We start from the raw sequence: 24,770 nt of genomic DNA, 5'->3' as shown, positions 1-24,770 counted from the left end.
AGGAATCCTATGTTCGCCGCAGATCAATTGTGGGAGCGAGCCTGCTCGCGATGAGGCCCGCTCAGACAACCCATACTCAGAACCCTGTCACTTAGGCCCCGGCTTGACCCGCAATGCCTTGGCCTTCGCCTCGATCACCAGATACATCACCACCGTGATCAACAACGGCAAGATGAAGTAGATCGCTCGATAGGCAATCAGCCCCGCCAGCAGGCTGCCACGAGAAACCTCGTGCTGCAGCAGGGCAATGAACACCGCCTCCAACACCCCCAATCCCGCCGGAATGTGCGTGATGACCCCGGCAATGCTGCTGATCATCAGCACCCCGAGCACCACCGGATAATCCAGCTTGCCCGGCAGCAGGGTGAAGATCACCGCCGCCATCAGCGACCAGTTCAACGCCCCCAGCGCCAGTTGCAGCCCCGCCATGCGCAGCGACGGCAGGTTGATTTCCATGCCGCGGATGGTCCAGGCCCGACGTTTGGAAAACCGACAAGCCACCAGATAACCGGCACTGATGCACAGCAGCAGCACGCCCACGCCTTGCAGCGCAGTGCTGCTCAGTTTCCACCCCGGCGGCATCGTTACCAGGCCACTGCTGAACACCACCCCGGCCAACGTCATGTAGCCAAACCAGTTCGTGGCCAGGCTCAGGCCGAGGATCTTGGCGATGTTCCCGTTGCTGACCCCCAGCCGTGAATACAGCCGGTAGCGCATGGCGATGCCGCCGACCCAGGCACTGAGGTTCAGATTGAAGGCGTAGCTGATCACCCCCACCGGCAATATCTGCCGCCAGCCCAGTTTCTGCCGTATGTAGGTGCGGCCGATCAGGTCGTAGCAAGCGTAAGTGATGAAACTGGTAACGGTGAGCGCAGCGGCAATGAGCAACGTGCGCAGTTTGAAGTCCGCCAGGGTCGCGAACACTTCGGCCCAGTCAATGCGCCGGGCCAGGGCAGTGAACAACACGATCAGCAGCAGGAAGAAGGCCAGGGTCAGTGGGCGTTTCCAGCGGCTCCAGCGTGATTTGGGTTTGCTGTGTTCGGCCGCGTGGGCATCAGATGCGTGGGCATCACTTGGCGCCGTGTGCGCGTCAGAGTGGTTCATGGGGTTCGCTCCGAACCGCCGTGGGCGGCGAAAAAGGTTTCAGGCGCGGCTTATGGGCTGGCAGCCAGCCGGCCCAGGCCGGAAAGTGGCGCAGGAAGTGAAACACCATGAAGCCGATGGTCATGCGCCACAGCAGGCCCCGAGGGGCAGGGTTGGCCGGCATGACGGTGCAATGGTTGCGGCTCAGATCATCGAGGCGCTCGAACAATTCACGGTTGAAGGCCCGGTCGCGGATCAGCACATTGGCTTCCAGGTTCAGGGACAGGCTCAGGGGGTCGAGGTTACTTGAGCCCACCGTGCTCCAGTCCTCATCCACCAAGGCGACTTTGCCGTGCAACGGCCGTTCGCAATACTCGTAGATCACCACGCCGGCCTTGAGCAGATAGTTGTACAGCATCCGCGCTGCGAGCTTGGCGATCATCATGTCCGGCTGGCCCTGCAGGATCAGTCGTACTTCCACGCCACGCCGCGCGGCATTGCGGATCTCGCGCAGCAGCCGGAAACCGGGGAAGAAATAGGCATTGGCAATGACCACGCGTCGCTGGGCGCTGCGCAATACTTGCAGGTACACCTCTTCGATGTCGGTCTGATGCTCATGGTTGTCGCGATAGACCAGCCGCACCTGACCATCATGATCGTTGAAGGCCAACTCGTTGCGGCGGCTGCGGCGGCGTTGCCACCAATATTTGGCCCGGCTGGGCCGACCGCTCTGCAACAGCGCGAAGTGATGGATATCCACCACCGCCGGTCCTTTGACCTCCACGGAATAATCCTGCTTGGCCTCGGGACCGAAGTCGCCCAGATGGTCTGCGGAAAAATTGATCCCGCCGATAAACGCGATCACACCGTCCACCACGACGATCTTGCGGTGCAGGCGCCGGAACCAGTTGGTGCGGATGCCCAGGTGCCGGGGTGCGGGATCGAATATCTGCAAACGCACCCCGGCGTCGCTCAATGTCGCCAGAAATTCCGGGGTCAGCTCGCCGCAGCCAAAACCGTCCAGGCTGACGGTGATGCGCACGCCACGTCCGGCCGCGTCGACCAACAGGTCCCGTAGTTCGATACCGACTTTGTCCTCGAACAGAATGAAGGTCTCAAGGAGGATTTCCTTTTCGGCCCGGCGTATGGCCTCAAAGACCCTGGGAAAATATTCCTCGCCGTTCTCCAAAAGCGTGACCCGGTTATTGCCGTGCCAACCGTACTCGATGTCCACCAGCGCCGGATTGCGCTCGGTCGGCGGAACCTCTACCTGTTCCACCGTCGCCTTGTTCATAGTCGCGCTCATAATTCGATCTCCACCGAAAGCGGTGCATGGTCGGAAAGGTGCGACCAGGGGCGTACGTTCAATACCTTGGGATGACGGGCCTTGAGGTTGCGCACGTAGATGCGGTCCAGACGCAGGACCGGCAGGCGCGCCGGAAAGCTGCGGGCCGGCTTGCCCCATTGCTCGGCGAACACCTCCCGCAGGCCGCTGGGTTCAAGCAGCTCGCTGGCTTTGCCGCGCCAGTCATTGAAATCCCCGGCGACGATGACCGGCGCCTCGGGCGGCAGTTCGCTCAAACGTTGGCAAAGCAGTTTCAATTGCTCGACACGATGCCCCTCGCGCAACCCCAGGTGCACGCAGATGGCGTGGATTTCCCGCTCATCGCCGCCCGGCAGACGCAGCACGCTGTGGAGCATGCCGCGGCTTTCATGGCCGCTGATAGACACGTCCAGGTTGTCGTGGCGAATGATCTGGAATTTGGACAGCAATGCGTTGCCATGGTCCCCCGCCGGGTACACCGCGTTGCGCCCGTAGGCGAACTGTGGCCAGAGGCTATCGGCGAGGAATTCGTATTGCGGCATGCTCGGCCAGTTGGAATAGCGCTGCGGGTGGTGCTCGTGGGTGCCGTGGACTTCCTGCAAGAACACCACGTCGGCGGACACACTGCGCACCGCCTCGCGCAGTTCCGGGAGGATGAAGCGCCGGTTCAGGGCGGTGAAACCTTTATGGGTGTTGACCGTCAGGACGGTGAAGCGATTGATCCGGTCGAGGTCTTGCGTCCGTTCCTGGGTTGGATCGCGGGTCGTTTCGGTGAACTCCGGGATGCTCATGGCAATACCCCCTCGGCCGGGCGCTCGCCGGGCGTGGTGGCCAGGTCCTTGTCCAGGTCGAAGTGCTCCAACAAGTGACGCGCGTCATAGGGCGCACGGACTTTGATGTCATTGTCGAAATAGCAGAACACCTCCCGGCTCTTGCGGGCGCGGGGTTTCTTTTTCGGGTCGATCAAATGGGCATCGCGCGGTTGTGTGCCGTGGCTCCAGGCCTCGATCCGCTCGCCCCAGCGTTTCAAGGCCGCATCGGTGTAGCCGCTGGCGTATAGCTCCTCGGCTCCGTGCAGGCGCAAGTACACGAAGTCGCTGGTAACGTCTTCGCGATACGGCCATTTTCCCGCGGTGTCAGCGATCACCAGTGCCACGTCGTAGCGTTTGAGCAAGGTGATGAAGTGTGGATCGATAAAGCTTTCATGACGGATCTCCACCGCGTGACGCAGCGGCCGCTTCTTGTCGGCCTGGGTGCTGGCGTGGCCGTTCAGGCGCGGTTCGTGCTCCCGGGCCAGGGCGGCGGCATCTTCGGTGTTGTGGGGCAGTTGCTTGAGAAAGTCTTCGAACAACTCGGGATCGAATTTGAAACTGGGAGGAAACTGCCAGAGGATCGCGCCGAGTTTCTCCTTGAGCTCCAGCACGCCGGAAGCGAAGAAATTGGCCAACGGCTTGTGAATGTCCCGAAGACGTCTGATGTGGGTGATGAAACGCGGCGCCTTGACGCTGAAGACGAAGCCGGGCGGGGTCTCGGCGTACCACTGGGCATACCGTTCGGGGCGTTGCAGGGCGTAGAACGATCCATTGATTTCGATGCTGTTGACCGCTCGCGAGGCGAATTGCAATTCCCGTTTCTGGGTCAGCCCCTTGGGGTAGAAATCCCCCCGCCAAGGCGTATAACGCCAACCGGAAATGCCAATGTGGATCGCCGTCATGTGTCCCTCCCGTGCCAATGACCTCGTACCGCCTGTGTCTTTTGATGACTGTCGCGCGGGGTAGAAAGTTTCGATGGAGTTACCGACGGTGAGGGCAGGTGAAGTCCTGCAGTCTTGTTCGCTGTGTTTCGTAGTTGCTGAATGGGCCCCCAGCGCAGATCAAATGTGGGAGCGAGCCTGCTCGCGATGAGGTCCGTCCAGACACCCTCAACTTCTCTGGATCAGCTTGTTCCTTACCTCAGTCATGCCCTGCGCATCCAGCTCCAGCCACACATGCTGTTTGCCCGCGATCTGCGCCGCCGCCGGCAGGCCATCGCGATACACCAGCCGATTGCTGGCCAGCGCCGGTACTTTCGCTCCCGGCAACAAGGTGCCGGCCAGGTTCAGCGGGTCGACACCGCACACCGCCACCAGTGCGCCGTCGCTGGGGCGGCGGCGCACTTCCCGCAGCAATGGTATGGCTTCGGGCAGGGCGAATTGCTCGCCCGCCAGACCGCTGACAAAACGTCCGCCACGAATCTCTCCCCGCGCCTCCAGGCGATGAAACGTGCGCAGTAACTCGCGCCAGCTCGGCAACCAATCCGCCTCCCGCTCCAACAGGCGCCAGAACACCACGCCATAACGGCGCAGCAAGGTCATGGCGATGTGTTCGAGGGTGTCGGGCGGTATCGCCGCTGGCCGGTTTCCTTCCTCGGGCACTGGGGCGCTACGGCGTAACAAGGCCCAGCGCCCGGCATCGTCCATGCCGCCAACGAATGCCCCGCGCCCGCGCCGACTGCTGCGCGCCTGGCGCTTACTGGCAGGGGTGATCAACGCGCGCAACCCGGCGAAGCTGTCGGCATTCACCAGCCCGGCGCCTACCAGTTCCTGTAGCGCGATTTCCAGTTCGCTGCGCAGCAAGTGCGCCTCGTGCAACAACTCATCGAAAAACAGCGCGCCGTGTTCGCTGAGGGCCTTATGGACTTTTTGCGTCTTGGGTGACAGCTCGCTGGGTGGGGTCTGTTCAGTCAGGCTGCTCCAGAGGGCGACCTGATTGCGCGGCAGCAACACAATCGGCGTGCTGCGCAAGGCGCTGGAAGATTGCTTCTGACGAGCGCTCAGGCGCGTCCACACCAGCTTGCCGCTGCGGCACAGCTCATCGAGCCAGCTCGGGGAATAGTCCTTGATCCGCGCCGGCAACAGGTCGCTGTCCCACGCCGAGGCGGCGGCCGGATAGCCTTCGAACTGACTGATGATCGACGGCAGCACCGCGTTGCCCCGGCCTTGGGTGGACGGCGACAGATGCTGCCAGTCGAACAGGAACCGCATGAAATCCTGCAACATCACCGGCTCGATTTCCCGGCGCAGGCGCTTGACGGTGTAGCGGTGGATACGCGCCAGCAAATGCCGCTCGCACCATTCTTCCTGTCCGCTGCCGGGGGTGAATCGGCCACGCAGCACGTAGCCTTGCTGTTCCAGTTGCGCCAGGGCCTGGGTGATGGGCGGGGGCGTTAGCCCCAGCGGGTAGGCGATGGCCTCCAGCGGCAGTGGACCAAAGGCGCTGAGCCGCGCGCGCAGTACCTCCACCATGGCCTCATCGCGGTCCCAGGGTTCATCGAAACCCGCCAGCGGCGTCAGCGGCGGTCGCCATTGAGCCTGTGGATAAATGGCCTGCAGACACGTCAGTCGTTCCAGCGCCACCCACACACCTCGTTCGGCGCTGATCTGTACATGACTGGCGCGGCCGCGCTCGGCCAGGGCCTGCAGCCAGTCCAGCCACGACGGCTGAGCACCTGCCTCGCTGTCGGCGATGCAGGCCAGGCTCATCAGTGCTTCGTGCATTTCATCGAGGTTGGTGGGGGCCGGCCAGGCTTCGTCCCGTACCGCCTGGATGGCGTCGGCGTCGAGTGCGCCGAGGTCGTCGGTAGACTGCGGGTCGCTCCAGCGCCGGTTGATCACCGCTTGAGTGCGGCGTTCTTCCAGCGGGGCGTCGTCGAGAAAGGTGTAGGGCCGGGCGCTGAGGATTTCCGCCGCCAGGGGCGAGGGCGCCGGCAGATCGCGGCTGATCAGACGAACCTCGCCGGCTTCCATGCGCCGCAACAGCGTCAGCCAGCCTTCACTGTCCATGGCTTCGTGCAGGCAGTCGTCGAGGGTCTGTTCCACCAGTGGGTGATTGGGAATTTCCCGTTCGCCGGCGAGGTTCTCCAGGCAGGCGATCTGGTCCGGGAATACGCTGGCGATCAGGTCTTCGCTTTTCATGCGCTGGATCTGCGGAGCGACTTTGCGTCCGCCCGAATAGCGCGGCAAGGCCAGGGCGACACTGGCATTCCAGCGCCAGCGCACGCCGAACAGCGGCGCATCCAGCACTGCCTGGACCAGTATCTGTTCGGCACTATGGCTATTGAGATAGCGCCAGACCTCGTCCAGCTCGAAGCTGTGGCTGGTGGACAGCGACAGCACAATGGCGTCTTCGCTGGCGGCGGCCTGCAATTCGAAATTGAAGGTGCGGCAGAAACGCTTGCGCAGGGCCAGGCCCCAGGCGCGGTTGATGCGGCTGCCGAACGGCGTATGGATGATCAGTTGCGTGCCGCCGGACTCGTCGAAAAACCGCTCCATCACCAGTGTGTCCTGGGACGGCAGGGCGCCGAAGGCCAGGCGTGCCGGGGCCAGATAGTCCACCAGTTGTTCGGCACTGGCCAGGTTCAGTTGCAAGGTGCCGGTCAGCCAGTCGAGGGCCGGTTGCAAGTTGCCCGGCGTGGCACCGAGCAGTTGGTCCAGTTGGGCTTGCAGGCGGGCTACCGCCAGGGACAACTCGGCGCTGCGGCCAGGGGCTTCGCCAAGCCAGAACGGAATGGTCGGCGGCTGGCCCTGGGCGTCCTCGACCCGCACCCGACCGGTCTCCACGCGAATGATGCGGTAAGAGGTATTGCCCAGTTGGAACACGTCGCCGGCAATGCTCTCCACGGCGAAGTCTTCGTTGACGCTGCCGATGTTCAATCCTTGGGGTTCGAGCAGCACGCTGTAGTCGGCGTTGTCCGGGATAGTGCCGCCGCTGGTCACGGCGGTCAGCTTGCTGCCCCGGCGCCCGCGCAGGGTGCGGGTGACGGCGTCGCGATGCAGGTACGCACTGCGCACGCCCTGACGACCATTGAGGCCCTCGGCGAGCATGTGCAGCAGCGCCTGATAGTGGCCGTCGTCCAACTCGGCATAGGGCGCGGCGCGGCGAAAGGTTTCCAGCAGCGCCTGTTCCGGCCATTCCTGGCAACTGACCTCGGCGACGATCTGCTGGGCCAGCACATCCAGTGGCGCCTTGGGGATGTGCAGAATGTCCAGCTCGCCACGGCGCACGCAATCGAGCAGGGCGACGCATTCGATCAAGTCGTCGCGGGTGGTGGCGAACAGGCGTCCCTTGGGCGTGCCGCCAACCTGATGGCCCGAGCGGCCGACCCGTTGCAAAAACGCCGAGATCGACCGCGGCGAGGCGATCTGACACACCAGGTCGACGTCGCCGATATCGATGCCCAGTTCCAGGGACGCGGTGGCGATCAACACCTGCAACTCGCCGCGCTTGAGCCGTTGTTCGGCGTCGAGGCGAAACTCCTTGGCCAGGCTGCCGTGGTGGGCGGCCACGGCGTGCTTGCCCAGGCGTTCGCTCAAATGACGGCTCAGGCGTTCGGCCAGTCGCCGGGTGTTGACGAAAATCAGGGTGGTGCGGTGTTCCCGGGCCAGTTCGGCGAGGCGGTTGTAGACCAGTTCCCACACATCATTGGCCATCACCGCCGAGAGCGGCACGGGTGGCACTTCTATGTCCAGGTCCCGGGGGCGGGCGTGGCCGATGTCGACGATTTCACAGCTGCGCCCCTGGCCAACGAGAAAACGCGACACCGCTTCGATGGGTTTTTGCGTGGCGGACAGACCGATGCGCATCAACGGTTCGGCGCACAGCGCTTGCAAACGCTCCAGGCTCAAGGCCAGGTGACTGCCGCGTTTGCTGGCGGCGATGGCGTGGATCTCGTCGACAATCACGGTGCGGGTGCTGGCGAGCATTTGCCGGCCGGAATCGGAGCCGAGCAGCACGTAAAGCGATTCGGGAGTGGTCACCAGAATATGCGGCGCGGTCTTGCGCATCGCTGTGCGGTCTTTTTGTGGCGTGTCTCCGGTGCGCACGGCGGTGGTGATGTGCAACGGCGGCAGGCCCATCTGCCGCAATTGTTCGGTAATGCCGGCCAGTGGGTTTTGCAGGTTGATCTGGATGTCGTTGCTCAGTGCCTTGAGCGGCGAGACGTAGACCACCAGGGTCTGGTCCGGCAGACCGCCCTGTTCCAGGCCTCGGTGTACCAGGTCATCCAGTACGGCAAGAAATGCTGTGAGGGTCTTGCCCGATCCCGTGGGCGCAGCCACCAGGGTCGAACGGCGCTGCCCGATCAACGGCCACGCCCGGGCCTGAGCGGCCGTGACCGCCGGGAATGTCTGGCTGAACCAGGCGCGAACGGCGGGATGAAAGCCTGCCATGGCGTGGTCGGCTGGGAAGGGCAGATTCATGTGGGCAGTTATGCGGGTGGGATGGGGAAGATGCAAGTACCTCTGAGCGATGCCTGGCCTGGGAGGGCCTCATCGCGAGCAGGCTCGCTCCCACCGCATTCTTTCTGAAGAGACTCGCTCCATTGTGGGAGCGAGCCTGCTCGCGATAGAGCCTGTGAACCTTACACAAATACCGGATCTGCACTTTACGGATGACGGTTGCGCACTAAACCCGCAAAATGCAACGATTCCGACAACGCCTGCGGGCGTTGTCGACCCAATTCTTTTGCCAACAGACCGGGCCTGCTGACTTTATGCGAATGCGCCTTATGTTACTGGGCGGCGGAAATGCCCTTGGGCAGGCGCTGATTCGCCTCGGTGCGGAAGAAGACATCGGTTTTCTTGCCCCCCGCCCCCCCGAAGACGGCTGGGATGCCGCGAGCCTGACGCAGCTGCTGGACGACACTCGACCGGACGCCTTGATCAACCTGGCGTACTACTTCGACTGGTTCCAGGCTGAGACCGTCAGCGAGCAGCGCCTGGCCAGCCAGGAGCGCGCCGTCGAGCGGCTGGCCGAGCTGTGCCAGCATCACAACATCATTTTGCTGCAACCGTCGAGCTATCGCGTGTTTGATGGATCCCGCGCTACGGCGTACAGCGAAAAGGACGAACCTGTGCCCTTGGGGCTGCGCGGGCAGGCGTTGTGGCGGATTGAGCAGAGCGTGCGCGCCACCTGTCCACAACATGTGCTGTTGCGTTTCGGCTGGCTGCTGGACGACAGCGCCGACGGCATCCTGGGACGTTTCCTGGCCCGGGCCGAACAACCCGAAGACCTGCTGTTGGCCGACGACCGTCGGGGCAATCCGACGCCGGTGGACGACGCGGCGCGGGTGATCATCTCGGTGCTCAAGCAACTCGATTGCGCCGCGCCGTTGTGGGGCACCTACCACTATGCCGGGCATGAGGCGACCACGCCGCTGGCGCTGGGGCAGGCGATCCTCACCGAAGCCCGGGCCCTGCATCCCCTGGCAATCGAATCGCCTACTCCCCAGGCACACGCCGCACGGCCGGACGCCGCGGAAGAACCGCAGCATGCGGTGCTGGCCTGCAAGAAAATTCTGCACACGTTCGGGATCAAGCCCCGCGCCTGGCGCGCTGCACTCCCGGGCTTACTGGATAGGTTTTATCGTCATGGCTGAAGGTCCTGTTTTAATCACCGGCGGCGCTGGTTTCATTGGTTCGCACCTGACCGACGCCTTGCTTGCCAAGGGCCATTCGGTGCGCATCCTCGATGACCTGTCCACCGGCAAGCGCAGTAACCTGCCGCTGGACAACCCTCTGGTTGAACTGATCGAAGGCGACGTGGCCAATGCGGCGCTGGTAGCCCGGGCCGTGGCCGGTTGCAGCGCCGTGGCGCACCTGGCAGCGGTGGCTTCGGTGCAGGCCTCGGTGGACGACCCGGTGCGTACGCACCAGAGCAATTTCATCGGCACCCTCAATGTCTGCGAAGCCATGCGCCAGGCCGGGGTGAAGCGGGTGCTGTTCGCCTCCAGCGCAGCGGTCTATGGCAACAACGGCGAAGGTGAGTCCATCGACGAAGACACGCCCAAGGCTCCGCTCACGCCATATGCTTCGGACAAGCTGGCCAGCGAGTTCTACCTGGACTTCTACCGCCGCCAGCACGCACTGGAGCCGGTGGTGTTCCGCTTCTTCAACATCTACGGCCCGCGCCAGGATCCGTCCTCGCCCTATTCCGGGGTCATCAGCATCTTCAGCGAACGGGCACAGAAAGGCCTGCCGATCACGGTGTTCGGCGACGGCGAGCAGACCCGGGATTTTGTCTACGTCGAAGATCTGGTGGACCTGTTGGTGCAGGCTATCGAAACACCTGAGGTGCAAGTGGGCGCGGTGAACGTCGGCTGGAACCAGGCCACGACCCTCAAGCAATTGCTCCAGGCCCTGGCCACGGTGGTGGGCGATCTGCCGCCGATCAGCTACGGCCCGGCGCGCTCCGGCGACATCCGCCATTCCCGGGCTGACAATCGCCGGCTGTTGGAGCGCTTCAGCTTTCCACAACAGACGCCGATGAGCGTGGGGCTGGCGCGGCTGCTGGGACGCTGAATCCTACGCCACCAAAAACTGTGGGAGCGAGCCTGCTCGCGATAGCGGTTTGTCAGCTGGCATCAATGCCGGCTGATCCAACGCAATCGCGAGCAGGCTCGCTCCCACAGGTTTTTTCTTACTCTCAAGAATGAGTTAGAACTTGTAACCCAACCCCACCATGTAGATCCAAGGGTCCACATCGACATTCACCTTGGCCCGGGTACCGCTGGCCACGGCGTTGTTGTCCACATAGGCGGTGGTGTCGATGTCGATGTAGCGAATCTGGCCGTTGACCATGATGTTGTCGGTCAGCATGTAGTCGGCGCCCACTTGCCACGCCATGCCCCAACTGTTGCTCGCCCGGAAGTTGCTGAAGCCGTTGGCGCTGGCTTCGCTGCCGACGTGTTCATCGTAGATCCAGGTGTAGTTGATGCCGGCGCCGACATAAGGCTGGAAGGCCGACTTGGCGTCGAGCGGGTAGTAGACCAGGCTCAGGGTTGGCGGCAGGTGCTTGAGGGTGCCGAGCTTGTTGTTGGCCGCACCCAGGGCGGTGCCTTTGATCTTCACATCGTGCTCGAACGGCGATGCGGCCAGCAGTTCGATGCCCAGGTTGTTGGTGATCATGTAGGCGAAGTTCAGGCCCAGCTGTGTGTCGCTGCTCATGGTTGCCTTGCCGCCAAGGTCGGCGCCGGCCAGCGGGCCACGATCGACCTTGACGCTGGAACTGTCGGCTTCCGGGTTGACGGTGATGGCGCCGGCGCGAACGATGATGTCGCCAGCGGTATGAGCCTGGGCGAGCGGGGAGGCGAGCGCGAGGGCCACGAGGGAAGCGCTGAGCAGAGACTTTTGCATGGGAGCTCCAGAGGGCATCTAAAATTGATGTCTCATGGTACGCAGCGCTCTAGGGCGGTCTTTTGACTCAGCTCAATGAGTCTGGGTCTATTAATTGACTCAGCTCAATAAAATGATGATGAGGAAATCTTGAGGGCCCCATCGCGAGCAGGCTCGCTCCCACATTGGACCGGATTCCTTCTGAAGCAACTCGGTCAACTGTGGGAGCGAGCCTGCTCGCGATAGCTATTCCATTGCCAACACATCACCACCAGATTCACTCCGGCAGTTCATACACATAAATCTTCTCAGCCGCCATCTGATACCCGGCATCGGCCAGTTCACTGGTGGACGGCTTGACCTGCATCGGCCCTTCGACCCAGTACGGCTGGTACAACTCGTCGAGCTTGACCCCGATTTCACTTTTCACATGCACGATCTGATTCGACGGCGGTGGCGGTACGTGGATGCAAGCGCCGAAATACGGCACCAGCAAAAAGTCCGTGGTGCGGCCTTCTTCGCTGACTTCCAGCGGCACGATGTAACCCGGCAAACGAATCTGCTGGCCGTCGAGTTCCTTGACCACCGGCGCGTTGGGCAGATCCTGCTTGGCCGCGGGGGCCGCTTCGGCGGCCAGGGCATCGCTCATCTGCGACAGGTCGTGCAGCGGCGTCATGTTCGGCACTTCCGGCGGTGCGTCCGGCGGGATCATTTCCTGCCACGACAAGTCCCTCGGTTCGGCCGCCCACAGCGGTAGGGCGACCGTCATCAACAGCGCAAGCAAAGCGCGGGGCATCTTCAACGTCCTCATAAACGGATCGACAGGCCATCGGCCAACGATTGGCGATAGGCGCGCCAGGCCGGCACGCTACCCATCAGTAGAGCGGCGACCAGAATGCCAGCCATCAGCGTCCATTCATATTCACTTGGCCAGGCCAATGGCAGATACAACCCATAGGCCGACTGCACATAACCCTGCGCGGCGGCGATGCCGATGTACAGCAGGGCCAGCCCGGCGGCGACCCCGGCCAGCGCCAGGGCGAAGGCTTCGAGCACCAGCAGGGTCGCGATGTGCCACGGCCGCGCGCCCACCGAGCGCAGGATCGCCATCTCCCGCCGCCGCTCGTTGAGGCTGGTGAGAATCGCCGTGAGCATGCCGATCAGACCGGTCAGCACCACGAACAGCGAAATCACGAACAAGGCTTTTTCCGCCGTGCCCATCAGGCTCCATAACTCCTGCAACGCCACGCCGGGCAGGATCGCCAGCAACGGCTCGCCGCGGAACTCGTTGATCTCGCGCTGCAGGGCGAAGGTGGAAATCTTGCTATTGAGGCCAAGCATGAACGCGGTGATCGCCTTGGGCGTCAGGTCCATGTTGCGGGCCTGGTCGGCGCTGATGCGGCCCTTGCCCTGGGCCGGCACACCGTTTTTCCAGTCGATGTGGATCGCTTCCATGCCGCCGAGGCTGATGTGCAGCGTGCGGTCCACCGGGGTGCCGGTGCGCTTGAGAATACCGACCACGGTGAAGGGCTTGTCATCGTGCTTGACCAGGCTGACCACCGCCACGCCGTGGGCCAGCACCAGTTTGTCGCCCAGCGTGTAATGCAGCGCCTCGGCCACTTCGGCGCCGAGCACCACTTCGAATGGATCGGTGGCGAAGGCGCGGCCCTCGGCCAGCGCCAGGTGTTGCCGGCGACCGTATTGGTAATGCTCGAAGTAGGCCTCGGTCGTGCCCATCACCCGGTAACCGCGATGGGAATCGCCCAGGGACATGGGGATCGCCCACTTCACTTTCGGGTTGCTGGCGAACTGCTCGAAGCTGTCCCAGCGGATGTTGTTGGTGGCGTTGCCGATGCGAAACACCGAATACAGCAGCAGGTTCACCGAACCCGAGCGGGCACCGACGATCAGGTCGGTGCCACTGATGGTGCTGGCGAAACTGGCCCGCGCCTCGGTGCGTACCCGCTCTACCGCCAGCAGCAGGCACACCGAAAGGGCAATGGCGAATGCGGTGAGGATCGCGGTGAAACGGCGGTTCGCCAGGCTGGCCATGGCAAGACGGAACAAATACATCTCAGACCTCGAGTGGCGTGGCGGCGCGATTGAGATCGGCCAGCGAGAGGTTGCGGTCGAACAGCGGCGCCAGGCTCTGGTCATGGCTGACGAACAGCAGGCTCGATCCAGCCTCGCGGCATTCAGCGAACAGCAGCCGCAGGAAGTTTTCCCGGGCGTCGTAGTCCAGTGCCGAGGTGGGTTCGTCGGCGATCACCAGTTCCGGCTGGCCGATCAATGCCCGGGCGGCTGCTACCCGTTGCTGCTGGCCGATGGACAGCGAGTCGGCGCGGCGCCCAAGCAGATTCGTGTCGGTCAGGCCCAAGTGCGCCAGCAGCGTGGCAGCAGCTTGATCGACGCTGCCGTGACGCTGGATCGCCCGTTGCGCACGCAGTTTCGAGAAGTGACAGGGCAGTTCAACGTTCTCGCGCACCGAGAGAAACGGCAGCAGGTTGAATTGCTGGAAGATGTAGCCGGTGTGGTCGACGCGAAAGCGGTCGCGGGCCCCGGCGCCCAGTTCGGTGAGTTCCTGGCCGAGCAGGCGAATGCTGCCCCGGTCCGGTGTCTGCACACCGCCCAGCAGCCCCAGCAGCGTGGTCTTGCCGCTGCCGCTGGGGCCTTTGAGAAACAGCGTCTCTCCCGCCTCCAGGCGAAACGCCGGGATATCCAGCAAGGGTGGATGTCCGGGCCAACTGAAGCCCAGGTCGGACAGTTCGATGAGTGCTTGAGTCATGTTTGCCGCTTCAAAATATGAATACCTGTGGGAGTACCGGTGGGAGCAAAGCTTGCTCGCGATGAGGCCGTCACATTCAACTTGGGTGTCGACAATAGAACCGCCATCGCGAGCAAGCTTTGCTCCCACCAGGCTCGCTCCCACATTGGTTTTGCGGTCAATCAGTATTTCAGGGTGGGTGCCTTGGCCGTCACTTCCACGCCTTGCTGGCCGCTCGGGCTGATCAGTTGTACCTGAATTTTCTGGGTGGCCGGGAAGGTTTTGAACAGGGTCGCCAGGTCCAGGTTTTTCAACGCGCCCGGGGTGGCGCAGGTGAACTGGTAGTGGGCATGGATTTCACTGTGTTCGCCGTGGTGTTCGTCGCCATGCTCATCTTCGTCGTGGTCATCGTGGTCCGGTTCATCGCCAAACAGCGGACTCTCCAGTTCCTGCTGGGCCACGGTGCATTTGGCGGCGGCGGGCAGGCTGAACAGCGCCAGCGGCTTGTCCAGTTGCGCACGCACGGCGGCGACCTTGGCCTTGTCGGCATCGCTGGTGGCGGCGTGTTCGAAGCCCACCAGGTTCATCGCCGGGCTTTCCAGCTCCAGTTCCAGGGTCTGGCCGTCCAGCGCGGCATTCAGCTGGCCGACACCGTGTTCATGGGCGCCGAGGCTGCCGTGCTCGTGATCATGATCGTGGTCATGCTCGACCGCCGCATGGGCGACAGCCAAGGGCAGCAGGGCGAACGGCAGGGCGAGAAGCAGACGGCGCATGACGAGTCTCCAGATAAAATGAGTGTTCTGTTATGTAATCTTATAACGAAAGTGCGCAGAGTTTGACCGGCTGCTTGGCGTCGCGCAAGGCCCATGGGAGCATGGGCACATGAAATTTTCAGGAGCACGGTAATGTTGCGGATACGCGGAACCGTCGGTGATTGGCCGGTAGACTTGTCGATCGACATGGATGAGGGCGACTGGGCGCAGCTCGGCGCGCAGTTGCAAACGGTCAGGCCCGATAACACGGCGACGGCTGCGGCCAGGCCGGCCAACCAGGACGATGCCTTGTGGCAGATCGCCAGGGAATTGCTGCGCAAGGCCGGGCAACTGAGCGGTCCGGACCTGCTGGAACAGCTCGAAGGCCTGACCGGCAGCGCCCCGGCCGGCAAACGCCTGTTAGTGCGCTTGCGCCATAGTCCGGACGTGAAAGTCATCAGCGGCGGCGATACACCGCTCTACAGCTGGCACGCAGATTGAGCCGCAAGCCCCAAGCTGAAACGAATCGCCGCTTGCAGCTCGAAGCTTGCAGCTTGCAACGGCACCTCTAGTACAACGCCGCAAACAGCTTGCGGCGATAGGTCGTCACTAGCGGATGGTCGTTGCCCAGCAATTCGAAGACTTGCAGCAACGTCTTGTGGGGTAGGCCTTCGCTGTAGCTGCGGTTGCGGATGAACAGCTTGAGCAGCGCGTCGAGGGCCGGCTCGTACTGCTGGCGGGCCAATTGCTGGATTGCCAGTTGATATACCGCTTCGTCGTCCTGCGGATCTTTCGCCAGGCGGGCCTTGAGATCGGCGGCGTCCGGCAGATCCTTGGCCAGGCCGAGAAACTGGATCTGCGCCTTGGCCCCGGCCAGCGCGGCCTTGTGCTCGTCGCTTTTCACCGCGTCGAGCACGGTTTGTGCCTCAGTCAGCTCACCGCGCTCGGTCAGGCAGCGGGCATACAGGATCAGCGCCTTGGCGTTGGTATTGTCTTCCCCCAGCAGTGCAGTGAGCACGGCCTCGGCATCAGCGAAACGCCCCTCGTCGAACAGCGCCTGGGCCTGTTCAAACGGGTCGGCGGCGGCCGGAGGCGGCATCTGTACATGGGGTTCGAGCATCGCCCGCACGGCGGACTCCGGCTGGGCCCCAGCGAAACCGTCGACGGGCTGGCCGTCCTTGAACAGCACCACGGTAGGCAAGCTGCGAATGCCGAAGCGGGCGACGATGTCCTGCTCGATGTCGCAGTTGACCTTGGCCAGCAGCAGTTCGCCTCGATAGCTCTCGGCAATGCCTTGCAGCATCGGCATCAACGCCTTGCACGGCGCGCACCACTCGGCCCAGAAATCCACCAGCACCGGTTTGTGAAAAGAGTTGGCGATCACCGACTGGTCGAAATCGGCGGTGGTGGCGTCGAAGATGTACGGGGTGTCCTGGGTCATGGGGAATCTCGTAGAACGCTTGAATGGGGCAACTATACGGCTTGGTGGGGGGCGGCTGAAAGCGGGGGGTTGCGGTGCCTTATCGCGAGCAGGCTCGCTCCCACATGGGATTTGTGATGAACACACATTTTGTATTCGACACAAAACCCTGTGGGAGCGAGCCTGCTCGCGATGCTTTTATGACTGGCGCCGCGCGTGGTACAGGCTCACATGCCGAAACTCCTCGGGCTCGGCCAGATCCGGCAAGGTCATGGCTTCGAGCATTTCGATGCGCCGGTACAGCGGATGCTGGAAATCCCGCACCCGGGAGTCGGCCACCAGGGCCTCGCGGCCGCGACTGAGGAACTGGTCGAGCAACGGCAGGTTGGCGCGGTCGTAAAGCACATCTGCGACCAGGATCAGGTCGAAGCGATCGTCCTCGGCGAAAAAATCCTCCGAGTACCCAAGCGTTACGTCATTGAGCAGGGCATTGGCCTGGCACGCAGCAAGCGCCAGAGGATCCAGATCACAGGCCACCACCTCCAGCGCCCCGGCCTTGAGCGCGGCAATACCCGCCACGCCGGAACCGGCGCCGAAGTCCAGCACTCGCTTGCCTGCGACCCAATGCGGCTGTTCGACCAGATAGCGTGCCATGGCCAGGCCGCTGGCCCAGCAGAAGCTCCAGTAAGGTGGTTCGTGGAGAATGCGCCGGGTTTCTTCCGGGCTGAACGCGCGGTCCATGTTATCGCCGTCGATCAGCCACAATTTCAGCTCAGTCTCAGGCAGCGGGCAAGCCACTAGGCGCGCGTCTCCAAGCAACTGGCCCAACGCGTGCTGCAGGTCTTGCGCTGAATTCATGGCGCTTTGACAAATTGCAGCGCGCCCAGCGCCTGGGTGGTCGGCTGGCTGATGCGTTGCTCCGGCAGATGCAGGATCAACTGGCCCGACTGGCTGGCGCGGCCGCGCAGTTCCACGCGGGCGCCAACCGGGAAGGCTTCGGGGTTGAAGCGCAGGCGAAAGGGCAGGGCCTGGTTGTTGCCGATCAGGCTGGAGCTGGCGAGCAATTGTTGCGGACGATCCTTGTCATCGATCACCAGCAGCGCCAGTTCGACCTCGGCCCCGGCCGGTATCCCTTGCAGGGTGCCGCTCAACTCCCGCTGGTGCGCCGGTAGCGGCCCCAGTTCAGCGGCCTGGCGGGCTTTTTCCTGGGCCTGTTTCGGCGCAGGGGTCTTGGCCGGGGCGGGGGCATCGGGTTTGGGGGCGTCGCTGCTGCACGCCATCAGCAGGCTGAATAGACTGAGCAAAACGAGCGATCGTAGCGGCATGTGTGGCTCCAGCAAGGTAAATTCCAGGGGGCTGACGGTAACCCCGTCTGTATACCGTAAACCCTATGGCTTGTCTTGCCAGTGGGATGCGCTACCATGGCCCTCCCTTTTTTTGTTGCCTGCCACCATGCACTGTCCCTTCTGCGGTGCCAACGACACCAAGGTCATCGACTCGCGACTGGTCGCCGAGGGCGAACAGGTCCGCCGCCGGCGCGAATGCCTGGCCTGCGGCGAGCGTTTCACGACGTTCGAGACCGCTGAACTGGTGTTGCCGCGCCTGATCAAGACCGACGGCAGCCGTCAGCCGTTCGACGAAGACAAACTGCGCGCTGGCATGCAGCGCGCCCTGGAAAAACGCCCGGTGAGCGTCGAGCGCCTGGAAGCGGCGCTGGTGCACATCAAGCACAAGCTGCGGGCCACTGGCGAACGCGAGGTCAAATCCCTGGTGGTCGGTGAACTGGTGATGGCCGAGCTGCAGAAGCTCGATGAAGTCGCCTACATCCGTTTCGCCTCGGTCTATCGCCGTTTCCAGGACTTGAACGAATTTCGCGAAGAAATCGACCGCCTGGCCCGCGAACCGGTGAAAGAATGACCAGCCCGGCGCAGCAGGCGGTCCTCGACGCCCAACACATGGCCCGTGCCCTGGAATTGGCGCGGCGCGGTCACTACACCACGCATCCCAATCCCCGGGTAGGTTGCGTGATCGTGCGTGACGGTCAGGTTGTCGGCGAAGGTTGGCACATTCGCACCGGCGAACCCCATGCCGAAGTCCATGCCCTGCGCGCCGCCGGTGAACAGGCTCGGGGCGCCACGGCTTACGTGACCCTCGAACCCTGCAGCCATCACGGGCATACGCCGCCCTGTGCCGATGCGTTGGTCAATGCCGGCGTGGCGCGGGTGGTGGCGGCGATGCAGGACCCGAACCCGGAAGTCGCCGGGCGCGGCCTGCAGCGGCTGGCCCAGGCCGGTATCGCCACCGAAAGCGGCGTGCTGGAAGGCGAAGCCCGCAAGCTCAATGAAGGTTTTCTCAAGCGCATGGAACACGGCTTGCCGTTCGTGCGGGTCAAGCTCGCCATGAGCCTCGATGGCCGCACCGCCATGGAAAGCGGCGAAAGCCAGTGGATCACCGGCCCGGCTGCACGTTCGGCGGTGCAACGCCTGCGCGCCCAGGCCAGTGTGGTGCTGACCGGTGCCGATACGGTGCTGGCCGACAACGCCCGGCTGACCGTGCGCGCCGATGAACTGGGCCTGGATGCGCAGCAGACCGCGCTGATCATGAGTCGTCCGCCGTTGCGGGTACTGGTGGACGGTCGTCTGCGCGTGCCGTTGGACGCACCTTTCTTCAAGGCCGGCCCGGCGCTGGTCGCTACCTGCATGGCGGTGGAAGAACAATACGCCAATGGCCCAGAATGCATGATCGTGGCGGGCGACGATGGCCAGGTCGATCTGCGTCGCCTGCTGATGGAGCTGGCGGGCCGCGGCGTCAATGAAGTGCTGGTGGAAGCCGGCCCACGCCTGGCGGGGGCTTTTGCCCGGCAAGGATTGGTGGATGAGTTCCAGATTTTTATCGCCGGCAAGTTCCTCGGCTCTTCGGCACGACCGTTACTGGATTGGCCGCTGGCGCAGATGAAAGATGCTCCGGAGCTGAAAATCACCGAAATCCGTGCCGTGGGCGATGACTGGCGAGTCATCGCCGTTCCCGTTTCGCAGGCCCGCGTATAATTCCCGGCTTTCGCTCAAGCGGCGGCCCGTTCTCGAGGAGGACTCCATGTTTACCGGCATCATCGAATCCATCGGCAGCATCCGTGCACTGACCCCCAAGGGCGGCGACGTGCGGGTTCATGTCGAAACCGGCAAGCTCGACCTGAGCGACGTCAAACTGGGCGACAGCATCGCGGTAAACGGCGTGTGCCTGACCGCCGTCGAACTGCCGGGCAATGGTTTCCTGGCGGACGTCAGCCGCGAAACCCTCGACTGCACCGCCATGAACGATCTCAAGAGCGGCAGCCCGGTCAACCTGGAAAAAGCCCTGACCCCTACCACCCGCCTGGGTGGACATCTGGTCAGTGGCCATGTCGACGGCGTGGGTGAAGTGGTTGCGCGCAGCGATAACGCCCGGGCCGTGGAGTTTCGCATCCGCGCCCCTAAAGAGCTGGCCAAGTACATCGCCCATAAAGGCTCGATCACCGTCGATGGCACCAGCCTGACGGTCAATGCGGTGGATGGCGCCGAGTTCCTGCTGACCATCATTCCGCACACCTTGAGCGAAACCATCATGGCCTCGTATCGGCCCGGTCGCCGGGTCAACCTGGAGGTTGACCTGCTGGCCCGTTATCTGGAGCGCCTGCTGTTGGGCGACAAGGCAGCAACGCCTGCAGCCGGTAACATCACTGAAAGCTTTCTGGCCGCCAACGGCTACCTCAAATCCTGACCCAAGGGGGTGCCGCGTGGCGCTCAATAGCATCGAAGAACTGGTTGAAGACATCCGCCAAGGCAAGATGGTCATCCTCATGGATGACGAAGACCGCGAGAACGAAGGCGACCTGATCATGGCCGCCGAGTGCTGCAAGGCCGAGCACATCAACTTCATGGCCAAGCACGCCCGTGGCCTGATCTGCATGCCCATGACCCGCGAACGCTGCGAGCTCTTGAAGCTGCCATTGATGGCGCCGCGCAACGGTTCCGGCTTCGGCACCAAGTTCACCGTGTCCATCGAGGCCGCCGAGGGCGTGACCACCGGTATCTCCGCCGCTGACCGTGCCCGCACTGTGCAGGCGGCCGCTGCGAAAGACGCCAAGGCCGAAGACATTGTCAGCCCCGGCCACATCTTCCCGTTGATGGCCCAGGCCGGCGGCACCCTGGCCCGTGCCGGCCACACCGAAGCGGCGTGCGACCTGGCGCGCATGGCCGGTTTCGAAGCCAGCGGCGTGATCTGCGAAGTCATGAACGACGACGGCACCATGTCCCGTCGCGCGGAACTGGAAGCCTTTGCCGCCGAACACAACATCAAGATCGGCACCATCGCCGACCTGATCCACTACCGGATGATCCACGAACGTACCGTTCAGCGGATTGCCGAGCAGCCGCTGGACAGCGAACTGGGCCAGTTCAACCTGGTGACCTACCGCGACTCGGTGGAAGGTGACGTGCACATGGCGCTGACCCTGGGCACCGTGTGCGCCGAAGAACCGACCCTGGTGCGCGTGCATAACATGGACCCGCTGCGCGACCTGCTGATGGTCAAGCAGCCCGGCCGCTGGAGCCTGCGGGCCGCCATGGCCGCGGTGGCCGAGGCCGGCAGCGGCGTGGTCCTGCTGCTCGGACACCCGCTCGATGGCGACGTGTTGCTGGCGCACATCCGTGAAACCGGCGATAACACCATCGTGAAAAAACCGACCACCTACAGCATCGTCGGCGCCGGTTCGCAGATCCTGCGGGACCTGGGCGTACGAAAAATGCGCCTGATGAGCGCACCGATGAAATTTAATGCGATATCCGGTTTCGACCTGGAAGTTGTAGAATACGTGCCCTCCGAATAATGGCCCGGGATTTCCGGCTCAGTATTCGCGGCTAATATCACTAAGGAGCGCGTATTCGAACGCGCTCTGGCTCTTTAAGAGATCTGACGAATGACCCTGAAGACCATCGAAGGTACCTTCATCGCCCCTCAAGGCCGCTACGCTCTGGTAGTGGGCCGTTTCAACAGCTTCGTGGTTGAGAGCCTGGTTGGCGGTGCGGTCGATGCCCTGGTTCGCCATGGCGTGAGCGAAAGCGACATCACCATCATCCGTGCGCCTGGCGCCTTCGAAATTCCGCTGGTTGCGCAAAAAGTCGCTCAAAAGGGCGAATATGCGGCGATCATCGCCCTGGGCGCGGTCATTCGTGGCGGTACTCCGCACTTCGAATACGTGGCCGGCGAATGCACCAAGGGCCTGGCCCAGGTGTCCATGGAATTCGGCGTGCCGGTCGCCTTCGGCGTGCTGACCGTTGATTCCATCGAGCAAGCCATTGAACGTTCCGGCACCAAGGCCGGTAACAAAGGCGCCGAAGCTGCCCTGTCCGCCCTGGAAATGGTCAGCCTGCTGGCGCAGTTGGAGGCCAAGTGATTAGCGACGAAAGCGATCGTTTCAACCCGCGCGATCCCAAGCCAGCCGATGCCGGCAAGCCTTCGAAGAGCGTCAAGCGTCGCGAAGCCCGTCAGCTCGCGACCCAGGCGCTGTATCAATGGCACATGGCCAAGCAATCGCTGAACGAGATTGAAGCGCAGTTTCGGGTCGACAACGATTTCAGTGACGTTGACGGCGCGTACTTCCGCGAGATCCTGCATGGCGTCCCGGCCCACAAGACCGAAATCGACATTGCCCTGGCCCCTTGCCTGGACCTGACCATCGAAGAGCTGGACCCGGTTGAACTGGCCGTGTTGCGCTTGTCCACCTGGGAGCTGATGCAGCGCGTCGACGTTCCTTACCGCGTAGTGATCAACGAAGGGATCGAGCTGGCGAAAGTCTTCGGGTCCACCGATGGGCACAAGTTCGTCAACGGTGTACTCGACAAGCTGGCCCCGCGTCTGCGTGAAGCTGAAGTGAAGGCGTTCAAGCGCTGACCGGCGTTTGCAGCGACTATGGGCGAATTTGAGCTGATCCGTCATTACTTCGCCGCTGCGTCTTGCGCGCAGGGCGGCGAGGGCGTTGCGCTCGGGATCGGCGACGACTGCGCCTTGCTGGCCGTTCCACCCGGGGAGCAGTTGGCGGTGTCCACCGATACCCTTGTGGCCGGTGTGCATTTTCCAGACCCTTGCGACCCGTTCCTGCTCGGCCAGCGCTCGCTGGCCGTGGCGGTCAGTGACCTGGCCGCCATGGGCGCTACTCCTTTTGCATTTACCCTGGCCCTGACCTTGCCGACGGTGACCGCCGATTGGTTGCAAGCCTATGCCCGTGGTTTGAACCAGATGGCCCAGGCGTGTGATGTCGCGCTGGTGGGCGGTGATACTACGCGTGGGCCGTTGAGCATGACCCTGACGGTGTTCGGTCGCGTGCCGTGCGGCCAGGCCCTGACTCGCGGCGGCGCGCAGCCTGGTGATTGGCTATGTGTCGGTGGCGAGTTGGGCAATGGCGCTGGCGCATTGCCGCTCGTGCTGGGGCAGCGCACCGCCGAACCTGATATCGCCGAGCCGCTGCTGGCGCATTATTGGTCGCCACGCCCGCAAATCGACCTCGGCCTGGCGCTGAGGGGCAAGGCTGGCGCGGCGATGGATATCTCTGATGGCCTGCTGGCCGATTGCGGGCATATCGCCCTGGCGTCAGGTGTGGCGTTACACGTTGAACGTGACCGCCTGCCATTGTCCAAGGCTTTGGTAGCGTTCCTGGGCCGAGCGAATGCCGCGCACGCCGCGTTGAGCGGTGGTGACGATTACGTGTTGCTATTCACCTTGCCATCTGTCCGACTGATGGCGTTGCAGGCCGAGGGCTGGCCGATCCATGTGATCGGTCGCGTGGTGGCCGGGCAAGGTGTTGCGCTGCTCGACAGCGATGGACACGACATCACCCCGCAAATCCGGGGCTATCAACATTTTCGGGAGACACCGTGACAGATCATCCCAACCAGGTCCCGGCGGAATTCGTTCCGCCCTCGGTCTGGCGTAATCCCTGGCATTTCCTCGCGTTCGGCTTCGGTTCGGGCACTTTACCTAAAGCTCCGGGCACCTGGGGCTCGCTGGTTGCGCTACCCTTTATACCGTTGTGGCAGATGTTGCCGGACTGGGGCTACTGGCTGATGCTCGGCATCACCATGCTGTTCGGCTTCTGGCTGTGCGGCAAGGTGGCGGATGACCTGCGGGTGCACGATCATGAGGGCATCGTCTGGGACGAAATGGTCGGCATGTGGATTACCCTGTGGCTGGTGCCTGAAGGATGGTATTGGCTGTTGGCGGGTTTTCTGATGTTCCGCTTCTTCGATATCCTCAAGCCATGGCCGATCCGCTGGATCGACCGCAAGGTGCATGGAGGCGTAGGCATCATGCTTGACGATGTATTGGCCGGTGTCTTCGCCTGGCTGGCGATGCAAGGATTGGTGTGGTGTTTCTCCTGAGGGATTCAGGCATGGGCGCAAGCCGCGCACTCTTACTGCTGTTGTGTCTGGTGGGCTGCTTCGGCGCGCGGGCGGCCGAGCCGACGGCGCTGCCCGACAAGGTGCGCGCGGCCAGCGAGGAATGGGCGGATTACTCCCAGGCTGATGGCAAGGGCATGGCGTGGGACATCTTGCGTGAAGTGTTCGAGCCCGCAGGCGTGAGGCTGGAAACCCGCAGCGTGCCGTACACCCGTTCAATCGGGCTGGTGCAGCGCGGTGAGGTCGATGTGCAGGTGGGCGCTTATCTCGATGAGTCGGAGGGGGTGCTTTATCCTCAATGGCACTACGATGTCGATCACATCTACGCCTTGGGGCTGGCCTCTAAACCGTCTCCTACATTGGCGACGGTCGGCAACTATCGGCTGGTGTGGATGCGTGGCTACGAATACGACAGCTACCTGCCTAACATCCGCAAATTCAACGAAATTCACCGTGCTGTGGGCATCCTGCCGATGCTGGTCCATGATCGCGCCGATTTTTATATCGATGCGTTGATGGAAATCGAGAACGTACTTGCCAAGGCCGAGAATCCACAGCAATTCAAACTTTCGCCGCTGATCAATCTGCCGCTCTATCTGGGGTTTGCCAACACCGAAAACGGTCGGGTGCTACGGGGCCTGTTTGACCGGCGCATGGCTGAGCTGGTGAAGAACGGTCGACTGAAGCCGATTTTTGCACGCTGGAAACAACCCTATCCCTTCGACGAGCACGGCAGGCCACCAAAGCCGTAATCAATCTTTTCGATGTTTATGGCCGATAATTCAGCCTGAGCGTCGGTCGGGACGTGCTGTTACAATGCCCGCCTCTGCGAATCTCCAGTAATAGATC

25 protein-coding genes are annotated in these 24,770 nt (G+C 62.9%); 12 read left to right on the top strand and 13 right to left on the bottom strand.

Annotated elements, in window-relative coordinates:
• Positions 1–87 precede the first annotated feature (87 nt).
• From T3A99_RS19550 to T3A99_RS19530, 5 genes are all read right to left on the bottom strand, one after another.
• The gene (locus T3A99_RS19550) at positions 88–1,104 is read right to left on the bottom strand and encodes a lysylphosphatidylglycerol synthase domain-containing protein (protein ID WP_160893667.1); all 1,017 of its coding nucleotides are present in this window, start codon (positions 1,102–1,104) and stop codon (positions 88–90) included.
• Complete coding sequence (clsB, locus tag T3A99_RS19545) at positions 1,091–2,389, bottom strand: cardiolipin synthase ClsB (protein WP_047229760.1); 1,299 nt, start codon at positions 2,387–2,389, stop codon at positions 1,091–1,093. The genes T3A99_RS19550 and clsB overlap by 14 nt, the downstream gene beginning before the upstream one ends.
• Positions 2,386–3,198 carry an endonuclease/exonuclease/phosphatase family protein gene (locus T3A99_RS19540; RefSeq protein ID WP_076383448.1) on the bottom strand — a complete coding sequence of 271 codons (813 nt, stop codon included), beginning with the start codon at positions 3,196–3,198 and terminating at the stop codon, positions 2,386–2,388. The genes clsB and T3A99_RS19540 overlap by 4 nt, the downstream gene beginning before the upstream one ends.
• Entirely contained in the window at positions 3,195–4,121 is a 927-nt protein-coding gene (locus tag T3A99_RS19535; RefSeq protein ID WP_047229758.1) for a DUF72 domain-containing protein, read from the bottom strand. Before T3A99_RS19535 ends, T3A99_RS19540 begins: the two co-directional genes overlap by 4 nt.
• A 207-nt stretch (positions 4,122–4,328) precedes the next feature.
• Complete coding sequence (locus T3A99_RS19530; RefSeq protein ID WP_274090082.1) at positions 4,329–8,642, bottom strand: DEAD/DEAH box helicase; 4,314 nt, start codon at positions 8,640–8,642, stop codon at positions 4,329–4,331.
• Positions 8,643–8,935: 293 nt separating this feature from the next.
• On the opposite strand from T3A99_RS19530, the gene T3A99_RS19525 reads away from it, so the two are divergent.
• Together T3A99_RS19525 and T3A99_RS19520 are read left to right on the top strand one after the other, a co-directional pair.
• On the top strand, positions 8,936–9,820 hold the full coding sequence (locus tag T3A99_RS19525; RefSeq protein WP_076386543.1) for a sugar nucleotide-binding protein: 885 nt from the start codon (positions 8,936–8,938) through the stop codon (positions 9,818–9,820).
• Positions 9,813–10,742, top strand: a complete 930-nt coding sequence (locus T3A99_RS19520) for an NAD-dependent epimerase/dehydratase family protein (protein WP_076383450.1) — start codon at positions 9,813–9,815, stop codon at positions 10,740–10,742. The genes T3A99_RS19525 and T3A99_RS19520 overlap by 8 nt, the downstream gene beginning before the upstream one ends.
• Before the next feature lie 135 nt (positions 10,743–10,877).
• On the opposite strand, the gene T3A99_RS19515 is transcribed toward T3A99_RS19520, so the two are convergent.
• From T3A99_RS19515 to T3A99_RS19495, 5 genes are all read right to left on the bottom strand, one after another.
• Positions 10,878–11,576 carry an OmpW/AlkL family protein gene (locus T3A99_RS19515; protein WP_076383451.1) on the bottom strand — a complete coding sequence of 233 codons (699 nt, stop codon included), beginning with the start codon at positions 11,574–11,576 and terminating at the stop codon, positions 10,878–10,880.
• A 256-nt stretch (positions 11,577–11,832) separates the two neighbouring features.
• Complete coding sequence (locus T3A99_RS19510) at positions 11,833–12,351, bottom strand: DUF3299 domain-containing protein (RefSeq protein ID WP_047229754.1); 519 nt, start codon at positions 12,349–12,351, stop codon at positions 11,833–11,835.
• A gap of 11 nt (positions 12,352–12,362) precedes the next feature.
• Positions 12,363–13,628 (bottom strand): ABC transporter permease, encoded by a 1,266-nt coding sequence (locus T3A99_RS19505; protein WP_047229753.1) that lies wholly within the window; start codon positions 13,626–13,628, stop codon positions 12,363–12,365.
• A 1-nt stretch (position 13,629) separates the two neighbouring features.
• Complete coding sequence (locus T3A99_RS19500) at positions 13,630–14,340, bottom strand: ABC transporter ATP-binding protein (protein ID WP_076383452.1); 711 nt, start codon at positions 14,338–14,340, stop codon at positions 13,630–13,632.
• 161 nt (positions 14,341–14,501) lie between these two features.
• A complete protein-coding gene (locus T3A99_RS19495; protein WP_322834708.1) occupies positions 14,502–15,092 on the bottom strand; it encodes a DUF2796 domain-containing protein in 591 nt (196 codons plus the stop codon).
• Positions 15,093–15,224: 132 nt separating this feature from the next.
• Between T3A99_RS19495 and T3A99_RS19490 the strand changes: the two genes are divergently transcribed.
• Positions 15,225–15,572, top strand: a complete 348-nt coding sequence (locus T3A99_RS19490) for a hypothetical protein (protein ID WP_047229750.1) — start codon at positions 15,225–15,227, stop codon at positions 15,570–15,572.
• A gap of 67 nt (positions 15,573–15,639) precedes the next feature.
• On the opposite strand, the gene trxA is transcribed toward T3A99_RS19490, so the two are convergent.
• From trxA to T3A99_RS19475, 3 genes are all read right to left on the bottom strand, one after another.
• Positions 15,640–16,512 carry a thioredoxin gene (trxA, locus tag T3A99_RS19485; RefSeq protein WP_047229749.1) on the bottom strand — a complete coding sequence of 291 codons (873 nt, stop codon included), beginning with the start codon at positions 16,510–16,512 and terminating at the stop codon, positions 15,640–15,642.
• A gap of 177 nt (positions 16,513–16,689) precedes the next feature.
• Positions 16,690–17,349 (bottom strand): class I SAM-dependent methyltransferase, encoded by a 660-nt coding sequence (locus tag T3A99_RS19480; RefSeq protein ID WP_322834707.1) that lies wholly within the window; start codon positions 17,347–17,349, stop codon positions 16,690–16,692.
• Positions 17,346–17,816, bottom strand: a complete 471-nt coding sequence (locus T3A99_RS19475) for a YbaY family lipoprotein (RefSeq protein WP_047229747.1) — start codon at positions 17,814–17,816, stop codon at positions 17,346–17,348. Before T3A99_RS19475 ends, T3A99_RS19480 begins: the two co-directional genes overlap by 4 nt.
• A gap of 127 nt (positions 17,817–17,943) precedes the next feature.
• On the opposite strand from T3A99_RS19475, the gene nrdR reads away from it, so the two are divergent.
• The 9 genes from nrdR (at position 17,944) to T3A99_RS19430 (ending at position 24,673) form a co-directional block, all read left to right on the top strand.
• On the top strand, positions 17,944–18,408 hold the full coding sequence (gene nrdR / locus T3A99_RS19470) for a transcriptional regulator NrdR (RefSeq protein ID WP_024778359.1): 465 nt from the start codon (positions 17,944–17,946) through the stop codon (positions 18,406–18,408).
• Positions 18,405–19,538, top strand: coding sequence for a bifunctional diaminohydroxyphosphoribosylaminopyrimidine deaminase/5-amino-6-(5-phosphoribosylamino)uracil reductase RibD (gene ribD / locus T3A99_RS19465; RefSeq protein ID WP_047229746.1), 1,134 nt, complete (start codon positions 18,405–18,407; stop codon positions 19,536–19,538). The genes nrdR and ribD overlap by 4 nt, the downstream gene beginning before the upstream one ends.
• 46 nt (positions 19,539–19,584) lie before the next feature.
• Positions 19,585–20,247, top strand: coding sequence for a riboflavin synthase (locus tag T3A99_RS19460; RefSeq protein WP_047229745.1), 663 nt, complete (start codon positions 19,585–19,587; stop codon positions 20,245–20,247).
• 16 nt (positions 20,248–20,263) lie between these two features.
• Complete coding sequence (gene ribBA / locus T3A99_RS19455; RefSeq protein ID WP_076383459.1) at positions 20,264–21,355, top strand: bifunctional 3,4-dihydroxy-2-butanone-4-phosphate synthase/GTP cyclohydrolase II; 1,092 nt, start codon at positions 20,264–20,266, stop codon at positions 21,353–21,355.
• Positions 21,356–21,445: 90 nt separating this feature from the next.
• The gene (ribE, locus tag T3A99_RS19450; RefSeq protein WP_047229743.1) at positions 21,446–21,922 is read left to right on the top strand and encodes a 6,7-dimethyl-8-ribityllumazine synthase; all 477 of its coding nucleotides are present in this window, start codon (positions 21,446–21,448) and stop codon (positions 21,920–21,922) included.
• On the top strand, positions 21,919–22,419 hold the full coding sequence (gene nusB / locus T3A99_RS19445; protein ID WP_047229742.1) for a transcription antitermination factor NusB: 501 nt from the start codon (positions 21,919–21,921) through the stop codon (positions 22,417–22,419). The genes ribE and nusB overlap by 4 nt, the downstream gene beginning before the upstream one ends.
• Before the next feature lie 18 nt (positions 22,420–22,437).
• Positions 22,438–23,403: a thiamine-phosphate kinase gene (thiL, locus tag T3A99_RS19440; RefSeq protein WP_047229741.1), complete on the top strand. Its 966-nt coding sequence runs from the start codon at positions 22,438–22,440 to the stop codon at positions 23,401–23,403.
• The gene (locus T3A99_RS19435; RefSeq protein WP_047229740.1) at positions 23,400–23,903 is read left to right on the top strand and encodes a phosphatidylglycerophosphatase A; all 504 of its coding nucleotides are present in this window, start codon (positions 23,400–23,402) and stop codon (positions 23,901–23,903) included. Before thiL ends, T3A99_RS19435 begins: the two co-directional genes overlap by 4 nt.
• Positions 23,904–23,914: 11 nt before the next feature.
• Positions 23,915–24,673 carry a substrate-binding periplasmic protein gene (locus T3A99_RS19430; RefSeq protein ID WP_076383461.1) on the top strand — a complete coding sequence of 253 codons (759 nt, stop codon included), beginning with the start codon at positions 23,915–23,917 and terminating at the stop codon, positions 24,671–24,673.
• The last annotated feature ends 97 nt before the right edge of the window (positions 24,674–24,770 follow it).

Origin of the sequence: Pseudomonas sp. N-137, assembly GCF_034555295.1 — a bacterium.
Lineage (GTDB): Bacteria > Pseudomonadota > Gammaproteobacteria > Pseudomonadales > Pseudomonadaceae > Aquipseudomonas > Aquipseudomonas rhizophila.
This window is presented reverse-complemented; position numbering and strand designations above follow the sequence as displayed.

Coding starts and splice junctions, on each gene's coding strand:
- ribD (WP_047229746.1), top strand. CDS start 18,405: ATGACCAGCCCGGCGCAGCAGGCGGTCCTCGACGCCCAACACATGGCC.
- T3A99_RS19550 (WP_160893667.1), bottom strand. CDS start 1,104: ATGAACCACTCTGACGCGCACACGGCGCCAAGTGATGCCCACGCATCT.
- T3A99_RS19430 (WP_076383461.1), top strand. CDS start 23,915: ATGGGCGCAAGCCGCGCACTCTTACTGCTGTTGTGTCTGGTGGGCTGC.
- nrdR (WP_024778359.1), top strand. CDS start 17,944: ATGCACTGTCCCTTCTGCGGTGCCAACGACACCAAGGTCATCGACTCG.
- T3A99_RS19515 (WP_076383451.1), bottom strand. CDS start 11,576: ATGCAAAAGTCTCTGCTCAGCGCTTCCCTCGTGGCCCTCGCGCTCGCC.
- T3A99_RS19500 (WP_076383452.1), bottom strand. CDS start 14,340: ATGACTCAAGCACTCATCGAACTGTCCGACCTGGGCTTCAGTTGGCCC.
- T3A99_RS19460 (WP_047229745.1), top strand. CDS start 19,585: ATGTTTACCGGCATCATCGAATCCATCGGCAGCATCCGTGCACTGACC.
- clsB (WP_047229760.1), bottom strand. CDS start 2,389: ATGAGCGCGACTATGAACAAGGCGACGGTGGAACAGGTAGAGGTTCCG.
- T3A99_RS19480 (WP_322834707.1), bottom strand. CDS start 17,349: ATGAATTCAGCGCAAGACCTGCAGCACGCGTTGGGCCAGTTGCTTGGA.
- T3A99_RS19520 (WP_076383450.1), top strand. CDS start 9,813: ATGGCTGAAGGTCCTGTTTTAATCACCGGCGGCGCTGGTTTCATTGGT.
- T3A99_RS19505 (WP_047229753.1), bottom strand. CDS start 13,628: ATGTATTTGTTCCGTCTTGCCATGGCCAGCCTGGCGAACCGCCGTTTC.
- T3A99_RS19510 (WP_047229754.1), bottom strand. CDS start 12,351: ATGCCCCGCGCTTTGCTTGCGCTGTTGATGACGGTCGCCCTACCGCTG.
- ribE (WP_047229743.1), top strand. CDS start 21,446: ATGACCCTGAAGACCATCGAAGGTACCTTCATCGCCCCTCAAGGCCGC.
- trxA (WP_047229749.1), bottom strand. CDS start 16,512: ATGACCCAGGACACCCCGTACATCTTCGACGCCACCACCGCCGATTTC.
- thiL (WP_047229741.1), top strand. CDS start 22,438: ATGGGCGAATTTGAGCTGATCCGTCATTACTTCGCCGCTGCGTCTTGC.
- T3A99_RS19495 (WP_322834708.1), bottom strand. CDS start 15,092: ATGCGCCGTCTGCTTCTCGCCCTGCCGTTCGCCCTGCTGCCCTTGGCT.
- T3A99_RS19525 (WP_076386543.1), top strand. CDS start 8,936: ATGCGAATGCGCCTTATGTTACTGGGCGGCGGAAATGCCCTTGGGCAG.
- T3A99_RS19540 (WP_076383448.1), bottom strand. CDS start 3,198: ATGAGCATCCCGGAGTTCACCGAAACGACCCGCGATCCAACCCAGGAA.
- T3A99_RS19475 (WP_047229747.1), bottom strand. CDS start 17,816: ATGCCGCTACGATCGCTCGTTTTGCTCAGTCTATTCAGCCTGCTGATG.
- T3A99_RS19535 (WP_047229758.1), bottom strand. CDS start 4,121: ATGACGGCGATCCACATTGGCATTTCCGGTTGGCGTTATACGCCTTGG.
- T3A99_RS19530 (WP_274090082.1), bottom strand. CDS start 8,642: ATGAATCTGCCCTTCCCAGCCGACCACGCCATGGCAGGCTTTCATCCC.
- T3A99_RS19490 (WP_047229750.1), top strand. CDS start 15,225: ATGTTGCGGATACGCGGAACCGTCGGTGATTGGCCGGTAGACTTGTCG.